This is a genomic window from Maritimimonas sp. 2205BS37-2 (assembly GCF_056591755.1).
Window position 1 is genome coordinate 77,808 of sequence record NZ_JBWQOI010000003.1, and the last position, 19,891, is coordinate 97,698.

The window sequence follows — 19,891 nt, forward strand, 5'->3', positions numbered from 1 at the left end:
GTAATCGCTCTATTTATCCGTTAAATACTTTTTCTAAAGAAATTCCTCTTTGCTTAGCAATTGTATTTGCATCACGTAACTGTAATAAAGCATCAAAAGTTGCTTTTACCACATTATGAGGATTTGATGAACCTTGAGACTTTGATAATACATCGTGTACGCCAACAGATTCTAATACCGCACGTACAGCACCACCAGCAATAACTCCGGTACCATTTGATGCAGGTTTTAAGAATACTTTTGCACCACCATATTTACCTTTTTGTTCATGAGGTAATGTATTATTTATGATAGGTATTCTTATTAAGTTCTTCTTTGCGTCTTCAATAGCTTTAGCAATTGCAGAAGCAACATCTTTAGATTTACCAAGACCATGACCTACTACGCCATTTTCATTACCAACAACTACAATAGCAGAAAAACCAAATGCTCTACCACCTTTTGTAACTTTAGTAACTCTTTGTACGCCTACCAAGTGATCTTTTAATTCTAAACCACTAGGCTTTACTCTTTCAACGTTTCCGTATTTTTGATACATAATCTTTGATTAAAATTTTAAACCTGCTTCTCTTGCTCCGTCAGCTAATGCCTTAACTCTACCGTGATATAAATATCCGTTTCTGTCAAAAGCAACCGTTTCGATACCTGCCTTAGCAGCTTTCTCGGCTAATGCTTTACCAACATTCGCAGCAACTTCTATTTTAGTTCCTTTAGCATCGATACCTTTTTCTCTAGATGAAACAGCTATTAATGTTTTGCCAGTTACATCATCGATTAATTGTGCATCGATCTCTTTATTACTTCTAAACACAGATAGTCTTGGTCTCGCTTCTGTACCAGTTACAATCTTTCTAATTCTGTGTTTTATTCTTTGTCTTCTTTCAAGCTTTGATAATGCCATAATATCTAGTTATTATGCAGATTTACCTGCTTTTCTTCTAATTTCTTCACCTACAAATTTGATTCCTTTTCCTTTATAAGGCTCTGGCTTACGGAACGAACGGATCTTAGCCGCTACTTGTCCTACCAACTGCTTATCATAAGAAGTCAATTTTACTATAGGGTTCTTACCTTTTTCTGAAACTGTTTCAACTTTTACCTCTGGAGCTAAGTCTAATACGATGTTATGTGAAAAACCTAAAGCCAAGTCTAATTTTTGACCTTGGTTATTCGCTCTATAACCTACACCTACAAGTTCTAACTCTTTAGTAAAACCTTTAGAAACACCTTCAACCATATTATTTATCAAAGCTCTGTATAAACCGTGCTTTGCTTTATGATCTTTAGCCTCAGAAGGACGCTCTAGTGTTAAAGTACCTTCTTCAATCTTTACGTTAATATCTTTTATCTCTTGAGATAATTCTCCTAATTTACCTTTTACAGTAAGTACACCATCTTTTAAATCAATGGTTACACCTTCTGGAATTGAAATTGGAGCTTTTCCTATTCTTGACATCTCTTTCTACTTTTTAATAAACGTAACATAAAACTTCTCCACCAACGTTTTCTTGACGCGCTTTTTTATTGGTCATTACTCCTTTAGAAGTTGACACAATAGCAACACCTAAGCCATTTAAAACTCTAGGCATTTCTGACGCGCTTGAATACTTGCGTAAACCAGGTGTACTAACACGCTCTATTTTCTTAATTACAGGTTGCTTTGTTATCTTATCGTATTTTAAAGCAATTTTAATAGAGTCTTGAACTTTATCTTCTTCAAACTTATAGCTTAAGATATATCCTTGATCAAATAAGATTTTGGTCATCTCTTTCTTTAAGTTAGAAGCAGGTATTTCAACTACTCTGTGTCCTGCACTTGCAGCATTTCTAATTCTTGTTAGATAATCTGCTATTGGATCTGTATACATATATAATCATTTGCGGTTTTGGTTTTTAGCAATCTCTATTGACCTACGGTTAAACCGTGATTGCTAAACCTGAAACCAATTAATAAATTCTTACCAACTAGCTTTTTTAACACCAGGAATTAATCCTTGGTTAGCCATTTCACGAAAAGTAACACGCGAAATACCAAATTGACGCATATAACCTTTTGGTCTACCGGTTAACTTGCAACGATTGTGCATACGAACTGGAGATGCATTTTTTGGTAACTTCTGTAATGCTTCATAATCACCAGCTTCTTTTAAAGCTTTACGTTTTTCAGCATATTTAGCTACAGTTTTTGCTCTTTTTACTTCGCGAGCTTTCATTGATTCTTTAGCCATCTCTTAATTCTTTTTAAATGGTAAACCTAATTCGTGTAATAATGATTTTGCCTCTTTATCGGTATTTGCTGAAGTAACAAAAGTAATATCCATACCACTAATTTTGTTTACTTTATCAATATCGATTTCAGGAAAAATAATTTGCTCTGTAATACCTAAATTGTAATTACCTCTTCCGTCAAATCCATTAGGTTTAACCCCTCTAAAATCTCTTACACGAGGTAAAGAAGCCGTTACTAATCTGTCTAAGAACTCATACATTCTGTCTCCACGTAAAGTAACTTTAGCACCAATTGGCATGCCTTTACGTAACTTGAATGATGCAACATCCTTTTTAGACATTGTAGCTACTGCTTTTTGACCAGCAATCTTTGTTAATTCATCAATTGCATAATCAATTAATTTTTTATCAGCTACTGCTGCTCCAACTCCTTTGCTAATTACTATTTTCTCTAGCTTAGGAACCTGCATTACATTTTTATAACCAAATTCTTCGGTTAATGCAGCCTTTACTCTGCTATTATAATCTTCTTTAAGTCTTGGTACGTATCCCATAACTAAATAGCTTTATCAGTTTTTTTAGAAAACCTAACTTTCTTATCACCTTCCATTCTAAAACCTACTCTAGTAGTATTTCCACCTTCAACCAATGCTAGGTTAGAGATGTGGATTGGTGCTTCAAATTTTGAAATTCCTCCTTGCGGATTCTGAGCGCTAGGCTTAGTGTGTTTAGACACCATGTTCACTCCTTCAACAATCGCTTTATTCGTATCTTTTAGAACTTTTACGATTTTACCTTCTTGTCCTTTATTATCTCCAGCAATTACTTTTACTGTATCTCCTGTTTTAATCTTTAGCTTTGTCATCTTTAATAAATTAAAGCACTTCTGGTGCTAATGATACAATTTTCATGAATTGTTTTTCACGAAGTTCTCTCGCCACAGGTCCAAAAACACGAGTACCGCGCATTTCTTCTGTTGGATTTAATAATACACATGCGTTATCATCAAATCTTATATAAGAGCCATCTTTACGACGTACTTCTTTTTTAGTACGTACTACAACAGCTCTAGATACTTGTCCTTTTTTTACAGTTCCGTTTGGTGTTGCGTCTTTTATAGTAACTACAATTTTATCACCAATTGATGCGTAACGTTTTTTCGTTCCACCAAGTACACGGATCACAAGAACTTCTTTCGCTCCTGTGTTATCTGCTACTTTTAATCTTGATTCTTGTTGTAACATAATTATTTAGCTCTTTCTAAGATTTCTACTAATCTCCAACGCTTGGTTTTACTTAATGGACGTGTTTCCATTATTCTTACTGTATCACCAATATTGCAGTCATTTTTCTCATCGTGCGCAACGTATTTTTTAGTTCTTAATACGAACTTACCATACATTGGGTGTTTTACTCTTGTTACATCACTAACAACTATAGACTTGTCCATTTTGTTACTTGCAACTACACCTATACGTTCTTTTCTAAGATTTCTTTTTTCCATCTTGTAAATCTCGGATTACAATTATTGTAATTCTCTTTTTGTTAATTCTGTAGCAATTCTTGCAACTGTTTTTCTTAGTTCTCTCAATTGAATTGGAGATTCTAATGGAGAAATGGCATGCGCCATTTTAAGATCAGTATAATTTTTTTTCAAATCGCCTAACTTCTCTTCTAATTCAGCTACAGATAATTCTTTAATTTCTGATTGTTTCATCTTCTTACTTTTTAAGCGTTATGATCAAAATCTCTTGCTACTACAAATTTTGTTTTTACTGGTAACTTCTGTGCAGCCAAACGTAAAGCTTCTTTAGCAATTTCTGCTGGCACACCACCAACTTCAAACATGATTCTACCCGGCTTTACAACAGCTACGAAATATTCTGGAGCACCCTTACCTTTACCCATACGTACTTCTAATGGTTTTTTGGTGATAGGCTTGTCTGGAAATATTTTAATCCATAACTGTCCTTGTCTTTTCATATAACGTGTTGCAGCAATACGAGCAGCTTCTATTTGGCGAGAAGTAATTAGGTCTTGCTCAAGGGCTTTAATACCAAACATTCCGTTAGAAAGTCTGTGGCCCCTTTGAGAATTACCTTTCATATTCCCTTTACCTTTCTGAACCTTACGATATTTAACTCTTTTTGGTTGTAACATCTTCTAAATTTTTAAAAAATTTATTTTCTTCTTTGAGGTCTTCTTCCGCCACCTTTGCCTGATGATTTACCACCTTTTTGCTTAGATAAACCAACTAACGGAGACAATTCTCTTTTACCATATACCTCGCCTTTCATAATCCATACTTTTACACCAATACGGCCATAAGTAGTATGAGATTCTACAAGTGCATAATCAATATCTGCTCTAAATGTAGATAGAGGGATTCTACCTTCTTTATAAGATTCAGAACGTGCCATTTCAGCACCATTCAAACGACCAGAAATTTGAACCTTGATACCTTCTGCATTCATACGAATAGCAGCAGCTATAGCCATTTTAATTGCACGTCTGTATGAAATTCTATTTTCAATTTGACGGGCAATTGATGATGCTACTAAATAAGCATCAAGCTCAGGTCTTTTAATCTCAAAAATATTGATCTGTACTTCTTTTCCGGTAATTTTTTTAAGCTCTTCTTTTAACTTATCTACCTCTTGACCACCTTTACCGATAATAATACCAGGTCTAGCAGTAGTGATAGTAACGGTTATAAGCTTAAGAGTGCGCTCAATAATTACTCTCGAAACACTTGCTTTTGCAAGTCTAGCACGTACGTACTTTCTTATTTTATCATCTTCTGCAATTTTATCGCCATAGTTCTTTCCACCATACCAGTTAGATTCCCATCCTCTAATAATTCCTAAACGATTCCCTATTGGATTAGTTTTCTGTCCCATACTATTTACGAATTGCTTTTATTTTTAGTTCCTAAAACCATTGTTACGTGGTTAGAACGCTTACGAATTCTATGCGCTCTACCTTGAGGTGCTGGTCTTAATCTTTTTAACATACTTGCACTATCAACATAAATTTCTTTTACATATAGACCAGCATCTTCGATGTCTGCATCTTCATTCTTTTGTTGCCAGTTATTTATTGCCGATAATGTAAGTTTCTCTAAATTACGTGCTGCTTCTTTTGGGCTGAATTTTAAGATAGCCAAAGCTTTCTCAATTTCCACACCTCTAATTTGATCAGCAACTAAACGCATTTTTCTCGGTGACGTAGGGCAACCGTTAAGCTTCGCTAAGAATTGGTTCTTGCGTGCTTCTTTACGTTGCTCAGCTCTTAATTTTTTACGAACTCCCATGATTCCTACTATTTTTTACCTTTATTTTTAGCACCAGCGTGTCCTCTAAATGAACGAGTTGGTGAAAATTCTCCTAACTTATGACCTACCATGTTTTCTGTAACATATACAGGTACAAATTGACGGCCATTGTGAACGCCAATTGTTTGACCAACAAAATCTGGGGTAATCATAGAGGCTCTTGACCAAGTTTTGATTACTGTTTTCTTACCAGATTCAACATTAGCTTGTACTTTCTTTTCCAATTTATGGAAAACGTAAGGTCCTTTTTTTAATGAACGTGCCATAGTTTACTTATTTTTTCTACGTTCTATAATATATTTATTACTTGCCTTTGTCTTAGAACGGGTTTTGAATCCTTTAGCAGGAATACCATTTCTAGAACGTGGGTGACCACCTGAAGCTCTACCTTCTCCACCACCCATTGGATGATCTACTGGGTTCATTCTTACAGGATTTGTACGAGGTCTTCTACCTAACCATCTGCTTCTACCTGCTTTACCAGATACTAAAAGCTGATGATCTGAGTTAGACACCACTCCTATTGTAGCTTTACAAGTAACCAAAATCAGTCTTGTTTCACCAGAAGGCAATTTAACTGTTGCATATTTACCATCTCTTGCCATTAATTGTGCAAAAGAACCAGCTGAACGTGCCATAACAGCACCTTGACCTGGGCGTAATTCTATACAAGAAATTACCGTACCTAGTGGTATATCATTTAAAGGCATTGCATTACCTACTTCTGGAGCTACTTTATCTCCTGAAACTACAGTTTGACCAACCTTTAATCCGCCTTGAGCGATTACATATCTTTTTTCACCATCTGCATAACTCAATAAAGCGATAAATGCAGTTCTGTTAGGATCATACTCAATAGTCTTTACGGTTGCAGGAATACCATTTTTATCTCTTTTAAAATCGATAATACGGTACTTCTTTTTGTGACCACCACCTAAGTAGCGCATGGTCATTTTACCTTGACTATTTCTACCTCCAGATCTTTTTTTCGGAGCTAATAAACTTTTCTCCGGCTTATCAGTAGTAACGGTGTCAAAATCATTTACTACTCTAAAACGCTGCCCTGGGGTTATTGGTTTTAATTTTCTTAATGACATCTTTTTTCGTCTTAGATATTGCTATAAAAATCTATGTTATCTCCCTCAGCTAATTCAACGACCGCTTTTTTATAAGCACCTTTCATACCAGTTACCAACCCTTTTTTAGTGTACTTAGTAGTACGCTTAACAGGATAGTTCATCGTTCTTACTTTATTAACTGAAACTCCATAAGCTTGTTCTACAGCTTCTTTTATTTCTATCTTATTAGCATTCATATCAACTACAAATCCATAGCGGTTAAATAACTCACTAGCATCGGTTGCTTTTTCTGTAATAATAGGTTTAATTAAAATACTCATCTCTTCTATTATTTGCTAAAGTTAGATTCAATTTCTTCTACGCAAGCCTCAGACACTACAATTTTATTTGCATTTAAAACATTGTAAGTGTTTAATCTTGAAGCAGTTACAACTTTTGTGCCTTGTAAATTGCGCGATGACAAATATACGTTTTTATTTGACCCATCCAACACAAACAAAGACTTTTTATTTTCTAACTCTAAAGCTTTCAAAACGTTAATAAAATTCTTTGTCTTTGGAGCATCAAAATTAAAGTCTTCTACCACGACAATATCTTCAGCTTTTGCTTTCATAGAAAGTGCTGATTGACGTGCTAAACGCTTTAAGTTTTTGTTTAACTTAAAACCATAATTTCTTGGTCTTGGACCAAAAATACGTCCACCTCCTCTAAAGATTGGAGACTTAATACTACCGGCACGAGCTGTACCCGTACCTTTTTGTTTCTTGATTTTACGAGTACTTCCCGTAATTTCTGCTCTTTCTTTGGCCTTATGTGTACCTTGACGTTGATTAGCCAAGTATTGCTTCACATCTAAATAAACGGCATGTTTATTAGGCTCTATACCAAAAATAGCATCTGAAAGTTCAACGTTTCTTCCAGTTTTTTTCCCGTTGATATCTACTACTGCTACTTTCATTATTTCTGAATGATTACGTAAGAGTTTTTATGCCCTGGAACTGCACCTTTAACAACTAAAAGGTTCTTTTCTGGAACTACTTTTAAAACTCTTAAATTTTGAACTTTTACCTTTTCGCCACCCATTCTACCGGCCATTCGCATTCCTTTAAATACTCTTGCAGGATACGACGCTGCACCAATAGAACCAGGAGCTCTTAAACGGTTATGCTGACCGTGCGTTGCTTGACCAACACCAGCAAATCCATGACGTTTTACAACCCCTTGGAAACCTTTACCTTTTGATGTACCAGATACATCAACAAATTCACCTTCTTCAAAGTGCTCAACTGTTATTGAATCACCTAACTTATACTCTTCTTCAAATCCTTGGAATTCAACAACTTTCTTTTTGGCATCGGTACCAGCTTTTTTAAAGTGACCGTCTAAAGCTCTATTTGAGCTTTTTGCCTTCTTGTCATCGAAACCAAGTTGAAGAGCTTCATACCCGTCAACCTCTTTGGTTCTGACTTGGGTAACTACACATGGTCCAGCTTCGATTACTGTACACGGAATATTCTTTCCGTTTTCATCGAAAATGCTGGTCATACCAATCTTTTTTCCTATTAACCCAGACATTTAATTTAATTTAATTTAATTTATGATTTGGTAAACCCAAATCGATTATTATACTTAATTATTTATTCAAAAAAATTCAGGGAAGAAAACGAATTCATCCCTGAATTTTTGTTTTCTATCCGTTTTTCCCTCGACAACCGCTCGGGACATGTTATCCGCTTAAGCGGAAAGTTTTATCAAACCTTAATCTCTACTTCTACACCACTTGGTAATTCTAACTTCATCAAAGCATCAATCGTTTTTGATGAAGAAGAATAAATATCAAGTAATCTTTTGTAAGAGCTTAATTGAAACTGCTCTCTAGACTTCTTGTTTACGTGTGGAGAACGTAGTACAGTAAAGATCTTTTTGTGTGTTGGTAATGGAATTGGTCCATTAATAACAGCACCAGTACTTTTTACTGTTTTTACAATCTTCTCAGCAGATTTATCTACTAAGTTATGATCGTAAGACTTTAATTTTATTCTAATTTTCTGACTCATCGTTTAAACTATTTAGTAGATAATTATCCTTGAACGTTTTTAATTACTTCTTCCGCTATGTTATTAGGAGTCTCTGCATAATGAGAGAATTCCATCGTAGAAGTTGCTCTACCAGAAGACAATGTTCTTAATGCAGTTACATAACCGAACATTTCTGATAATGGAACCTCAGCTCTTACAACTTTAGAACCAGCTCTATCTGACATATCGTTAACTTGACCTCTACGTCTGTTTAAGTCACCAACGATATCACCCATATTCTCTTCAGGAGTTAACACCTCCAATTTCATGATTGGCTCCATTAATACAGCACGTGCAGCTTTAGCAGCAGCTTTGTATCCTAACTTAGCAGCTAATTCGAATGATAATGAGTCTGAATCGACTGCGTGGAAAGAACCATCTTTAAGTGTTACTTTCATGCTATCCATTTCAAATCCTGCCAAAGGACCATTTTGCATTGCCGTTTTGAAACCTTTTTCTACAGAAGGAATATATTCTTTAGGAATATTACCTCCCTTAATTTCATTGATAAATTCTAAACCAGATTTACCTTCTTCTGCAGGTTCCATCGTAAATACAATATCAGCAAACTTACCACGACCACCAGATTGTTTCTTATACGTCTCTCTATGATCTGCAGCTTGTGTAATTGCTTCTTTGTACTCAACTTGAGGCTGACCTTGATTTACTTCAACTTTAAACTCACGTCTCAAACGGTCAACAATAATATCTAAGTGAAGCTCACCCATACCAGAAATAATAGTTTGGCCTGATGCTTCATCAGTTTTTACAGTAAATGTTGGATCTTCTTCTGCTAACTTACCTAAAGCCATACCTAACTTATCTACGTCGGCCTTTGTTTTAGGTTCAACAGCAATACCAATTACCGGATCAGGGAAGTCCATAGACTCCAAAACAATCGGAGATTTTTCAGCTGACAACGTATCACCTGTTTTAATATCTTTAAATCCAACCGCTGCACCTATATCTCCAGCTTCAATATATTCGATGGCATTTTGTTTATTTGAGTGCATTTGGTAAATACGAGAAATACGCTCTTTTTTACCAGATCTATTATTAAGCACATAAGAACCAGCATCTAATCTACCCGAATACGCTCTAAAGAATGCTAAACGACCTACGAATGGGTCTGTAGCAATCTTAAATGCTAACGCAGAAAACGGCTCCTTTACATCTGGTTTACGCGAAATCTCTTCACCAGAATTTGGATCTGTTCCAATAATCGCTTCTTTATCTAACGGAGAAGGTAAATAACGACATACGGCATCTAATAAGAATTGTACACCTTTATTCTTAAATGCAGAACCACATACCATAGGAATGATAGACATATCCATTACGGCAGCACGCAACGCAGCATGAATCTCATCTTCTGTGATAGAGTCTTCATCCTCCATGTATTTTTCTAATAAGTTCTCATCATAAGCGGCAACTTCTTCAATTAACTTACCTCTTAATTCATGAGCCTCTTCTTTTAACTCTTCAGGAATATCAACCACATCGAATGTAGCACCTTGTGTTTCATCATGCCAAACAATTGCGCGATTCTTTACAAGATCAACAATTCCTTTAAAATCAGCTTCGTCACCAATATTTAATACAATAGGCACTGCATTAGAACCTAACATATCTTTTACCTGTTGACATACTGCCAAAAAGTTAGACCCTTGACGATCCATTTTATTTACAAAGCCCATTCTTGGCACTTTGTAATTATCAGCAAGTCTCCAGTTAGTTTCTGATTGAGGCTCAACCCCATCAACAGCACTAAATAAGAATACCAATCCGTCTAATACACGCAATGAACGATTTACCTCAACAGTAAAATCTACGTGACCAGGAGTATCAATAATATTAAAGTGATATCCTTTTGCATCAGAAGTTGGTTTTCCATTTTCAGTTGGGAAATTCCATGTACAAGTAGTTGCAGCTGAAGTAATTGTAATACCTCTTTCTTGCTCCTGCTCCATCCAATCCATAGTCGCAGCACCGTCATGTACTTCACCAATTTTATGAGAAACACCTGTATAATAAAGGATACGCTCAGTAGTTGTAGTTTTACCTGCATCAATATGTGCAGCAATACCTATATTTCTAGTATATTTTAAATCTCTTGCCATTTTCTAATTAAAATCTAAAGTGTGAGAATGCTTTATTCGCTTCTGCCATTTTATGAACATCTGTTCTCTTTTTAACGGCAGCTCCTTCTTCTTTAGCCGCTGCTAAAATCTCAGCTGCTAATTTTTGAGCCATTGATTTTTCGTTACGCTTACGCGCATAACCGATCAACCATTTAATAGCCATAGACACTTTACGATCTGGTCTAATTTGCATAGGAATCTGGAATGTAGCTCCACCTACTCTTCTGCTACGCACTTCTACATGAGGCATAACATTAGACAAGGCATCTTTCCACAATTCTAATGAAGTTTTTTCTTCGTCTTGATTTCTTTCTTCTACAATCTCTAAAGCATCATAGAATACTTTGAACGCTACAGATTTTTTACCATCTAACATCAAATTGTTCACAAAACGTGTAACTAACTGATCATTAAATTTTGGGTCTGGTAAAAGAACTCTTTTTTTGGCGCTTCTTTTTCTCATTTCTCTTTACATTAAAGTGATTAAACTTATTTCTTTGGGCGTTTAGCACCGTATTTTGAACGACGCTGAGTTCTTCCCTCAACACCTGCTGTGTCTAAAGCACCACGAACAATGTGATATTTTACACCAGGTAAGTCTTTTACTCTTCCACCTCTAACTAATACTATCGAGTGCTCTTGCAAATTGTGACCTTCTCCAGGGATATAAGCGTTCACCTCATTTCCATTAGTTAACCTAACCCTAGCTACCTTACGCATAGCAGAATTTGGTTTCTTCGGAGTTGTTGTGTAAACACGCGTACATACACCTCTTCGTTGTGGGCACGATGTTAAAGCAGCCGATTTATTCTTCTTAGTTATTTGGGTTCTTCCCTTACGTACTAACTGTGATATAGTTGGCATACTAATTAATTATTATTTTTTTCGTTTTTATAAAGTCTCTTTTTAGAGGCTGCAAATGTATAAATAATTTCTTGTTAATCAAATACCTGCAGGCTAAATTTTATTTACATTGAAAAAAACGCTCATCTATTCCTTTTTTAAAGCAGTTTTTCGGCTATTTTTACCCTGTTTTGAAACAGTTATATACACTATATATATATATGGTATGTTTTTTATGGAGTTTTCAAGTGTTAAGCGCCCAGCGCTTAACACTTGAAGTTTCCGCAAAAAATAATATTCAAGATTCCGTTCTAGAAAATTTAAACTTTCAAAAAAAACATCAAACCATTAAAAGCGTTCTTTCTCAAGTTGATTCACTACAGCTAAAATTTGAACAGCTTGGCTTTTTCAATAACAAATTAGATTCGCTTGTAAAAACCGACTCTCTTTATACGGCATATTTTTCATTAGGGAAATCCACAAAGCGCATTAAAATTTTTTATGACAAAAACAGGATCACCAAAAAAGATATTTCTCAATATGTAAAAAAGGTAAATGATGAATATTTTGAGATAACCGTTGAAAAAGTTCCACAAATATTAAATAACCTATTGCTGCATTTCGATAAACAAGGAAAATCCTTTACAGCTATAAATCTTAAAAACATAACATTCTATAGGGATCATTTAGCTGCAACATTAAATATTAGTACTTCAAAAACTAGAATCATAAATAAAGTAATTGTCAACGGATATAAGAACTTCCCTAAAACTTTTCTAAAGCATTTTCTTCAGATTACACCCAATACCACTTTTTCTGTTGAAAAAATTACAAATATTTCAAAACAGCTTAAGGTGCTACCTTTTGTATCTGAGTCAAAACCTTCTGAAGTACTATTTACCAAAGACTCGACCTACCTTTACTTATATCTTGAAAAAGAAAAATCAAATCGCTTTGACGGACTCGTAGGATTCACTTCTGATGAAACCAGTAATAAATTAATCTTTAATGGGTATCTTGATCTCGACCTTAATAATGTATTAAATGGAGGAGAGAACATTCAACTCAACTGGAAAAACAATGGTAATGACAGACAGCTTTTTAATTTTAGTATTGAATTACCATATATTTTTAATTCGCTTGTTACTCCTAAACTTCATTTGAATATATACAAACAAGATTCAACATTTATTAATACCAATTTCAACATTGGGTTTAACTATCGTTTAAATTCAAGAAATAAAATTGGTCTCATCTTAAATTCGAGAAACTCGAACAACTTATTAGACAACCCCGTAATTGATGTCACTAGTTTTAACACAGTTAAATACGGAGTAAACTATGATTATAAAGTTTTGAGCAATACAACACTTCATCCAATAAAATTTAATATAAACGCTTCTATATTATTTGGGAATAGAAGATCTCAAGACACTAAGGAAGATCAATTTCAGTTTAATGCGTTAGCAAATTATTTATGGAGTTTGAATAACAGAAATCATCTATTTATTCAAAGTGAAACGGCTTTATTAAGTTCTGATAATTATCTCACTAATGAATTATTTAGAATTGGTGGTGTCAATAGCATTAGAGGGTTTAACGAAGAAAGTATTTTTTCTTCACTATATAGTATGGTTAATCTAGAATATCGATATAACCCAAACAATTCTTCATACCTATATACCATATCTGATGCTGCATTTGTAAGAAATCAACTAAATAATTTATCAGAACAGATCTTTAGTTTAGGCCTTGGCTACAGGTTCAGTACCAGTTTTGGATTCTTAGATCTAAGCTATGCAATTGGTAAATTTGGTAAGCAAGATTTCGATTTTAACAATTCAAGGTTTCATTTAAAAATCACTAATTCTTTTTAAAAATCACGCAACCAAAATACACTATTTTCATCTACACCTTAAGTCTATCTCGAAATTCTTAATATTTTGTTAAATTATTTTTTTTGTTAAAAAGTTTGTTTTTTAACTATTTATTAAGACTTTTGGGAGCAATTAATTCAAATAATTATACAATGAAGACAAAGTTTAGTGGAATTTTAGCGCTATTCCTAGCGCTAATTGTGCAATTGTCTTTTGCACAAGAAAAAACTATTTCTGGTACTGTTACTGATGACTCAGGACCTTTACCTGGAGTAAGTATCTTAATAAAAGGTACAACTTCAGGTACTGAAACTGACTTTGATGGTAAGTACTCTATCAATGCTAATACAGGAGATATTCTAGTATTTAGTTTTGTTGGAATGACTACTCAGGAAGTTACAGTTGGAGCTTCAAATACAATTAACGTGGTATTACAAGCTGACAATGTATTAGAAGAAGTAGTAGTAACAGCACAAGGTATTAAAAGAGAGAAAAAAGCTCTTGGTTATGCTGTTACCGAGGTTAAAAGTGACCAACTCGAGCAACGCGCCGAAGGTGATGTTGCCAGAGTATTAAACGGTAAATCTGCCGGTGTACAAATCACACAACAAAGTGGTTTATCCGGATCTGGTACAAACATCGTAATTAGAGGACAAAGTTCTTTTAGTTCTAGTAACCAGGCTTTGTTTATCGTTGATGGTGTACCTTTTAGTACAGATACGAACTCTCAAGGTCGTCAAGGTGACCGACAAGATTTCGTAAATGGTAACAATGGTTCAAGTCGTTTTTTAGATCTTGATCCTAACAGTATTGAAAGTGTGAGTGTGTTAAAAGGTTTAGCCGCTTCTACACTTTATGGTACACAAGGTAGAAATGGTGTAATCTTAATTACAACCAAAGCTGGTGCAGCAGGTAATGCTAAAAAGAAAACTGAGATAACAGTTAATTCTTCTTACTTTATCAATGAAATAGCATCGTTACCAGAATATCAAAATGAATATGGTAATGGTTTCGACCAAGCATTTGGATGGTTCTTCAGTAACTGGGGACCTTCTTTCCGTGAAGGAGGCGCATCTGGTTGGGGTAATCAAGATGCTATTAATGGTACCTTATCTGGTACTCCTGGCTTCTTAAGACATCCTTATTCTACAGCTGCAGGAGCAACTGGTATTCCAGCTGCTTTTCCAGAATTCGCAAATGCACTATATGAGTGGAGACCTTACGACAGTGTAGAAGATTTCTTTAGAAAAGGTGGGGCTGCTAGCGTATCATTAAACATTAGAGGAGCTTCTAATGATGGTAATATTTCTTATAACGTGAATTATAGCCATTTAGATGACAAAGGATTTACACCAAATAACAAGGTAAATAGAAATACATTAGGTATTGGTGGTAGAGCTAAGCTTTCTAACAAGTTTACTGTAAACGGTACCTTAAACTTTGCAAAAACTGATTTTGTTTCACCTCCAGTTTCATTGAGTCAGGGTAATGGTTCTACAGGTACTGGTTCTTCTATTTTTGGACACTTGTGGTTTACTCCTCGTAGTGTGGATGTAATAGGATTACCTTTCCAAAACCCAATTACAGGTGGTAGTGTTTACTATAGACAAAATAACAGTATTCAACATCCTTTATGGACATTGAATAACGCTGAATCAAGTCAGGAAACAAACCGTGTTTTTGGTAATGTAGCTTTAGCGTATGAGATAAATGATCACATGAATCTATCATATAGAGCTGGTATTGATGTATATAATGAAAACAATACAAATGTTCAAAACAAAGGTGGTATTACAGGTTTTGTAAGATCAGATTCTGGTTTTTATGAAACATGGAATAATAGAAATACAATTTGGGATCATAATTTAGCTTTAACAGGAAATTATGACTTATCTGATAAAGTTGGTATGACCTTTAACTTAGGTGCTACTACAAGAAGAGAGGTTTTTGATCAAAACGGTGTTGCCAGTGACGGGCAGCAAGCATTTGGTGTTCAAAGACACTTTAACTTCTTAAACCAAAATGAAATTCAATCTTTCTTTGAAAGAAACATTGCTGGTGTATATGGTCAAGCCGAGCTTGATTATGGAGACTTCTTATTCTTAACACTTGCTGGTAGAAATGACTGGGTATCTAACTTCTCTAAAGATAATAGATCAGTTTTCTATCCTAGTGCGAGTTTATCATTCTTACCAACAGCCGTGTTTGAAGGTTTAAGAGGTGATGTTGTTAACTATCTTAAAATTAGAGCTGGTTACGGTACTTCTGCAAACTTTGGTGATTTAGGGTATCCAATTGCAAATACACTATTCTTAGATACACAAGATGCTCAAGATGATTCAGGTTCAAATATTGTAACTAATACTACAGGATCAATATTAGGTAACCCAGCATTAAAACCTGAGCTTTTAACTGAATATGAAGTTGGTATAGAAGGTCGTTTCTGGAAAAACAGAATTACATTAGATCTTTCAGCTTATTTAAGAGTTACGGAAGACTTAATTATAAATAGACCATTAGATCCATCTACTGGATTCTCTTCAACCAGAACTAATATTGGTGAAATTGAAAATAAAGGTCTTGAGATTGACCTAGGTTTAGCATTGTTCCAAAGCGAGGAAGATGACGGCTTTAACTGGGATACGAACTTAAACTTTACTACTTATAAATCTGAAGTAACTGATTTAGGTTTAGACACTGATTTAGTTGTGTATTCTGGATTTAGTAACTTAGGTAATGCTGCTATTAAAGGAGAACCTTTAGGTGTGCTTTACGGTAGTCAGATTCAAAGAGATGCAAATGGTAATGCAGTAATTGGTGCAGATGGTTTCTATGTAACTGATCCGAACGATGGTGTTATTGGTGATCCGAACCCAGACTTCGTTACGAATCTTAGAAATAATATTTCTTATAAAAACTTCAATTTAGGCTTCCAGATTAACTATACGCAAGGAGGTGATGTTTATTCAAGTACTGTAGCTACTTTACTTGGTAGAGGTTTAATTACTGAAACAATCAACAGAGAAGATACTTTTATCATTCCTGGTGTTGATGGAAATGGAAATCCTAATAGAATCCAAATTAACAATTCTGATTATTTCTTTAGTAATGTTTTATTTGGCCCTAGTGAATTACAAGTATATGATGCTACCACTATTAGGTTACAAGAAGTTTCTTTAGGTTATTCAGTACCAAAGAAACATTTAGATAGAACTCCTTTTGGTTCTTTATCAATAACTCTTGCAGGATATAACTTATGGTTTGATGCAATCAATACTCCTGACGGAGCAAACTTCGACCCTAATACATCTGGTACAGGTGTTGGTAATGGATTTGGTTTTGATTTTATCAATGGTCCTAGTTCTCGTAGATATGGTCTAAGCGTAAAAGCGACATTTTAATCAAAAAAATTATTAAAAAAATGAAGAATATAAATAAATATTTTAAAGCGCTTGCATTAGGAGTTGTCTTGGTATTTGCTTCATGTGAGACTACGGAATTAGATCTTACACAGAACCCAAACTCACTAACTCCTGAACAAGCTGATGTTGACTTCTTCTTAAATTCTATTCAAGAAGATTTCGTAAGGCAGTTAGAAGGTGACGCAGATTTCGACGCCAACGATAACTGGCAATCTGGTGGTAATACCAACGGTGATGGATTATCACAATTTGGTGCTGAATTAACCAGATTAATGAACATGGGTGGAAGACAGTATTTGAGTGTCTATCAAGGTAGTGATAGTGATGATGAGTGGACAAATGCTTACCTAGGTATTTTAGCAGATATTAGAGCGATGACTCCATTAGCAGAAGCTGCGAATCAAACGAGACATATTGGTATTGCTCAATTTATTGAGGCTTATGTTATTACGGTAATGGTTGACTTCTATGGAGATATTCCATATTCGGAAGCAATTTTAGGAGATGAAAATTTGAACCCAGCATTAGATCCTGGTGCTTCAATTTATGATGCAGCACTAGTATTATTAGATAATGCAATAGCAAACTTTGATAGTACGCCATCTGCCAACCCAGCATCTGATTCTTATTATGATAATGATTATGATAAATGGACAAATGCTGCGAATACATTAAAAATGCGTTTATATAATAACCGCAGATTAGTTGATGCAACTGCTTTGACAAGTATACAAGCAATATTAGATTCTGGTGACTATATTCAAGAATCAGAAGATGATTTTCAATTTAACTGGTCTGGTACAAGCGCTGCTGCGCCTGACGCAAGACACCCACGTTATGGTTTAAACTATGCTGTTGCCGGTGGTACAGATTATATGTCTAACTGGTTAATGGAAACTATGCAAGTAACTGACGACCCAAGAATTCGTTATTACTTCTACAGACAAACAGATGCTGTTCCAAGTGCTGGTATTCCACCAGATGAGGAAGTATTGACTTGTTCATTACAATCAGCTCCTGCTCATTACGTTGCCGCTGGAATTACATTTTGTGCTTTAGATGATGGTTACTGGGGAAGAGATCATGGTAATGCAGAGGGTACCCCTCCAGATGGTTTCTTAAGAACTACGTTTGGTGTATATCCTGTAGGTGGTCAGTTTGATGATGACACTTTCGAAGGAATCGGAGTTGGCTCTGGTGGTGGTGGTAAAGGTATTACTCCTATACTTACAGCTGCTTGGGTTGATTTTATGCAAGCTGAGATGGCCATGGTTAATGGTGCTCCAACAGATGCGAGAGATTTTATGTTAGAAGGATTAAGAAAGCAAATTACGAAAGTACAATCGTTTGCAGCATTAGATGCAGCGGCTGATAAATCTTTTGAGCCTTCAACTGGTGATGTTGATGCTTTTATTCAAGATGTATCTGACAGATTTGATGCAGCTGATACAAATGGTAAATGGGATATTTTAGGTGAGGAGTTCTTTATCTCTTCTTTTGGTAATGGTGTTGAAACATACAATTTTTACAGAAGAACAGGTTTTCCTAGAACTTTACAACCAAGTTTAGAACCAGATCCTGGTACTTTTATTAGATCTATGTTTTATCCAGCGAATGCTGTAAATACTAATTCTAGTATCTCACAAAAACCTGATCAAACAGTACCAGTGTTTTGGGATACAAATCCAAGTGCTCCAGAAGCGAATTAATAAATTAAAATTACACTCATGAAAAAAATAATAATTGTTTTTATACTTTTTATCAGTGGGGTTACTATATTCTCTTGTAGCACTGATGATAAAACTATTGATATTCTCTTCGATACGGTCGAAAGAGGTACTGTGTTAAGAACGCTTAATTCAACAAATACATTTAATGTTTTTGATGTGAATGATGCTACCTTTAAATTCGATTTATCGGTAGAAGCTCAAAATCAAAATGCAGGTAATGATGTTTCAGAAATCAGACTTTATCAGTCGTTCCAAGATAATACAGATGACGGAACAAATAATTCTGCTTCTGAAGTTTTAGTTCAGACGGCTCCTGCCTCTTCACTTACAACAAGTGATAATGGTTTTCCATCTTTTACTACATCGCAAGTATTAGCCGATGCTTTATCAGCTAATGGATTAAATGTAAGTCAAGTAAATGGTGGAGATCAGTTTAACTATCGCCTTGAGGTTGAATTGACAGATGGTAGAGTTTTTACTAGCACAGCTAACGGAGCAAGTTCTGTTGGAGGTACTGTATCTGGTGGATCGTTCTTTCAATCTCCATTCGCATACTCTGTAACTGTAAAATGTATTCCTGTAACTCCATTCCCTGGTGATTATGTATTAGATTTAGTTGATACATATGGTGATGGATGGGATGGCGCATTTATTACTGTTACTATAGATGGAACCGCTACTGACTATACTATAGATGACGGTGGTGGAGCTGAGTTCACTGTAAATGTACCAGATGGAACAGCTTCTTTAAGCTTTGTTTACACGCCAGGAAATTTTGAAGGTGAACACGAGTATGAGATAGTTGGCCCATTTGGAGAAACTGCTGCGGCTGATGGCCCTAGTCCTACTCCAGGAGAAATTATCTTGAATATTTGTAACTAGATCTATAAATAGATTATAATTTTAAATAAAAAAAGGTTTCGTTTTCACGAAACCTTTTTTTATTTAAAATTATAATCTTCGTAATTGCTCTTGCGGCCGTGCTGCGGTTGTTACTGCAGGAACTGTAAGTTATCAAAAATCAATAAATAAGCCTTTTATCAATTTTTGAATAAATGTATTGTAAAAGCAATATTTTTAACCCTATGGCTAACTAAACGATAATGGCAATAGAATACTCTTCTTAGACAGTAGAAGCGAGTAGTTAATTCCCTTATT

At 35.0% G+C, this 19,891-nt stretch carries 26 protein-coding genes; 4 read left to right on the forward strand and 22 right to left on the reverse strand.

Annotation, left to right across the window (positions count from 1 at the left end; all coding sequences use genetic code 11):
• Positions 1 to 13 precede the first annotated feature (13 nt).
• The 22 genes from rpsE to rpsL all read right to left on the reverse strand — a co-directional run bounded on the left by rpsE (position 14) and on the right by rpsL (position 11,725).
• Positions 14 to 538 carry a 30S ribosomal protein S5 gene (gene rpsE, locus AC1EUU_RS13315; protein WP_480201935.1) on the reverse strand — a complete coding sequence of 175 codons (525 nt, stop codon included), beginning with the start codon at positions 536 to 538 and terminating at the stop codon, positions 14 to 16.
• A 9-nt stretch (positions 539 to 547) separates the two neighbouring features.
• Positions 548 to 901 carry a 50S ribosomal protein L18 gene (gene rplR / locus AC1EUU_RS13320; RefSeq protein WP_480201936.1) on the reverse strand — a complete coding sequence of 118 codons (354 nt, stop codon included), beginning with the start codon at positions 899 to 901 and terminating at the stop codon, positions 548 to 550.
• Between the two features lie 12 nt (positions 902 to 913).
• The gene (gene rplF, locus AC1EUU_RS13325; RefSeq protein WP_480201937.1) at positions 914 to 1,456 is read right to left on the reverse strand and encodes a 50S ribosomal protein L6; all 543 of its coding nucleotides are present in this window, start codon (positions 1,454 to 1,456) and stop codon (positions 914 to 916) included.
• 13 nt (positions 1,457 to 1,469) lie between these two features.
• Positions 1,470 to 1,868: a 30S ribosomal protein S8 gene (rpsH, locus tag AC1EUU_RS13330; protein WP_480201938.1), complete on the reverse strand. Its 399-nt coding sequence runs from the start codon at positions 1,866 to 1,868 to the stop codon at positions 1,470 to 1,472.
• 90 nt (positions 1,869 to 1,958) lie between these two features.
• Positions 1,959 to 2,228 carry a 30S ribosomal protein S14 gene (rpsN, locus tag AC1EUU_RS13335; protein WP_089373239.1) on the reverse strand — a complete coding sequence of 90 codons (270 nt, stop codon included), beginning with the start codon at positions 2,226 to 2,228 and terminating at the stop codon, positions 1,959 to 1,961.
• A gap of 3 nt (positions 2,229 to 2,231) precedes the next feature.
• Entirely contained in the window at positions 2,232 to 2,783 is a 552-nt protein-coding gene (rplE, locus tag AC1EUU_RS13340) for a 50S ribosomal protein L5 (RefSeq protein ID WP_480201939.1), read from the reverse strand.
• A 2-nt stretch (positions 2,784 to 2,785) separates the two neighbouring features.
• Positions 2,786 to 3,094, reverse strand: a complete 309-nt coding sequence (gene rplX / locus AC1EUU_RS13345; protein WP_480201940.1) for a 50S ribosomal protein L24 — start codon at positions 3,092 to 3,094, stop codon at positions 2,786 to 2,788.
• A gap of 10 nt (positions 3,095 to 3,104) precedes the next feature.
• Positions 3,105 to 3,473 carry a 50S ribosomal protein L14 gene (gene rplN / locus AC1EUU_RS13350; protein WP_480201941.1) on the reverse strand — a complete coding sequence of 123 codons (369 nt, stop codon included), beginning with the start codon at positions 3,471 to 3,473 and terminating at the stop codon, positions 3,105 to 3,107.
• Positions 3,474 to 3,475: 2 nt separating this feature from the next.
• On the reverse strand, positions 3,476 to 3,733 hold the full coding sequence (gene rpsQ / locus AC1EUU_RS13355) for a 30S ribosomal protein S17 (RefSeq protein WP_480201942.1): 258 nt from the start codon (positions 3,731 to 3,733) through the stop codon (positions 3,476 to 3,478).
• A gap of 21 nt (positions 3,734 to 3,754) precedes the next feature.
• Positions 3,755 to 3,946 (reverse strand): 50S ribosomal protein L29, encoded by a 192-nt coding sequence (gene rpmC / locus AC1EUU_RS13360; RefSeq protein WP_480201943.1) that lies wholly within the window; start codon positions 3,944 to 3,946, stop codon positions 3,755 to 3,757.
• Positions 3,947 to 3,957: 11 nt separating this feature from the next.
• The gene (rplP, locus tag AC1EUU_RS13365; RefSeq protein ID WP_480201944.1) at positions 3,958 to 4,389 is read right to left on the reverse strand and encodes a 50S ribosomal protein L16; all 432 of its coding nucleotides are present in this window, start codon (positions 4,387 to 4,389) and stop codon (positions 3,958 to 3,960) included.
• A 20-nt stretch (positions 4,390 to 4,409) separates the two neighbouring features.
• Positions 4,410 to 5,129: a 30S ribosomal protein S3 gene (gene rpsC, locus AC1EUU_RS13370; RefSeq protein WP_480201945.1), complete on the reverse strand. Its 720-nt coding sequence runs from the start codon at positions 5,127 to 5,129 to the stop codon at positions 4,410 to 4,412.
• Between the two features lie 5 nt (positions 5,130 to 5,134).
• Entirely contained in the window at positions 5,135 to 5,542 is a 408-nt protein-coding gene (rplV, locus tag AC1EUU_RS13375; RefSeq protein WP_480201946.1) for a 50S ribosomal protein L22, read from the reverse strand.
• 8 nt (positions 5,543 to 5,550) lie between these two features.
• Positions 5,551 to 5,829 (reverse strand): 30S ribosomal protein S19, encoded by a 279-nt coding sequence (gene rpsS, locus AC1EUU_RS13380; RefSeq protein ID WP_480201947.1) that lies wholly within the window; start codon positions 5,827 to 5,829, stop codon positions 5,551 to 5,553.
• Between the two features lie 3 nt (positions 5,830 to 5,832).
• A complete protein-coding gene (rplB, locus tag AC1EUU_RS13385; RefSeq protein WP_480201948.1) occupies positions 5,833 to 6,660 on the reverse strand; it encodes a 50S ribosomal protein L2 in 828 nt (275 codons plus the stop codon).
• An 11-nt stretch (positions 6,661 to 6,671) separates the two neighbouring features.
• Complete coding sequence (rplW, locus tag AC1EUU_RS13390) at positions 6,672 to 6,962, reverse strand: 50S ribosomal protein L23 (RefSeq protein WP_480201949.1); 291 nt, start codon at positions 6,960 to 6,962, stop codon at positions 6,672 to 6,674.
• 8 nt (positions 6,963 to 6,970) lie between these two features.
• Positions 6,971 to 7,600: a 50S ribosomal protein L4 gene (gene rplD, locus AC1EUU_RS13395; protein ID WP_480201950.1), complete on the reverse strand. Its 630-nt coding sequence runs from the start codon at positions 7,598 to 7,600 to the stop codon at positions 6,971 to 6,973.
• On the reverse strand, positions 7,600 to 8,217 hold the full coding sequence (rplC, locus tag AC1EUU_RS13400; protein WP_480201951.1) for a 50S ribosomal protein L3: 618 nt from the start codon (positions 8,215 to 8,217) through the stop codon (positions 7,600 to 7,602). The genes rplD and rplC overlap by 1 nt, the downstream gene beginning before the upstream one ends.
• Positions 8,218 to 8,393: 176 nt before the next feature.
• Positions 8,394 to 8,699, reverse strand: a complete 306-nt coding sequence (rpsJ, locus tag AC1EUU_RS13405; protein WP_117879398.1) for a 30S ribosomal protein S10 — start codon at positions 8,697 to 8,699, stop codon at positions 8,394 to 8,396.
• Between the two features lie 23 nt (positions 8,700 to 8,722).
• Entirely contained in the window at positions 8,723 to 10,840 is a 2,118-nt protein-coding gene (gene fusA / locus AC1EUU_RS13410; protein WP_480201952.1) for an elongation factor G, read from the reverse strand.
• A gap of 7 nt (positions 10,841 to 10,847) precedes the next feature.
• Positions 10,848 to 11,324 (reverse strand): 30S ribosomal protein S7, encoded by a 477-nt coding sequence (rpsG, locus tag AC1EUU_RS13415; RefSeq protein ID WP_480201953.1) that lies wholly within the window; start codon positions 11,322 to 11,324, stop codon positions 10,848 to 10,850.
• A 26-nt stretch (positions 11,325 to 11,350) separates the two neighbouring features.
• Positions 11,351 to 11,725, reverse strand: a complete 375-nt coding sequence (rpsL, locus tag AC1EUU_RS13420; RefSeq protein WP_480201954.1) for a 30S ribosomal protein S12 — start codon at positions 11,723 to 11,725, stop codon at positions 11,351 to 11,353.
• 170 nt (positions 11,726 to 11,895) lie between these two features.
• Between rpsL and AC1EUU_RS13425 the strand changes: the two genes are divergently transcribed.
• The 4 genes from AC1EUU_RS13425 to AC1EUU_RS13440 all read left to right on the forward strand — a co-directional run bounded on the left by AC1EUU_RS13425 (position 11,896) and on the right by AC1EUU_RS13440 (position 19,615).
• Positions 11,896 to 13,581 (forward strand): ShlB/FhaC/HecB family hemolysin secretion/activation protein, encoded by a 1,686-nt coding sequence (locus AC1EUU_RS13425; RefSeq protein WP_480201955.1) that lies wholly within the window; start codon positions 11,896 to 11,898, stop codon positions 13,579 to 13,581.
• Positions 13,582 to 13,733: 152 nt separating this feature from the next.
• Positions 13,734 to 16,982 carry a SusC/RagA family TonB-linked outer membrane protein gene (locus tag AC1EUU_RS13430; RefSeq protein ID WP_480201956.1) on the forward strand — a complete coding sequence of 1,083 codons (3,249 nt, stop codon included), beginning with the start codon at positions 13,734 to 13,736 and terminating at the stop codon, positions 16,980 to 16,982.
• Between the two features lie 20 nt (positions 16,983 to 17,002).
• The gene (locus AC1EUU_RS13435; protein ID WP_480201957.1) at positions 17,003 to 18,712 is read left to right on the forward strand and encodes a SusD/RagB family nutrient-binding outer membrane lipoprotein; all 1,710 of its coding nucleotides are present in this window, start codon (positions 17,003 to 17,005) and stop codon (positions 18,710 to 18,712) included.
• An 18-nt stretch (positions 18,713 to 18,730) separates the two neighbouring features.
• Positions 18,731 to 19,615 carry a hypothetical protein gene (locus tag AC1EUU_RS13440; RefSeq protein WP_480201958.1) on the forward strand — a complete coding sequence of 295 codons (885 nt, stop codon included), beginning with the start codon at positions 18,731 to 18,733 and terminating at the stop codon, positions 19,613 to 19,615.
• Positions 19,616 to 19,891 lie beyond the last annotated feature (276 nt).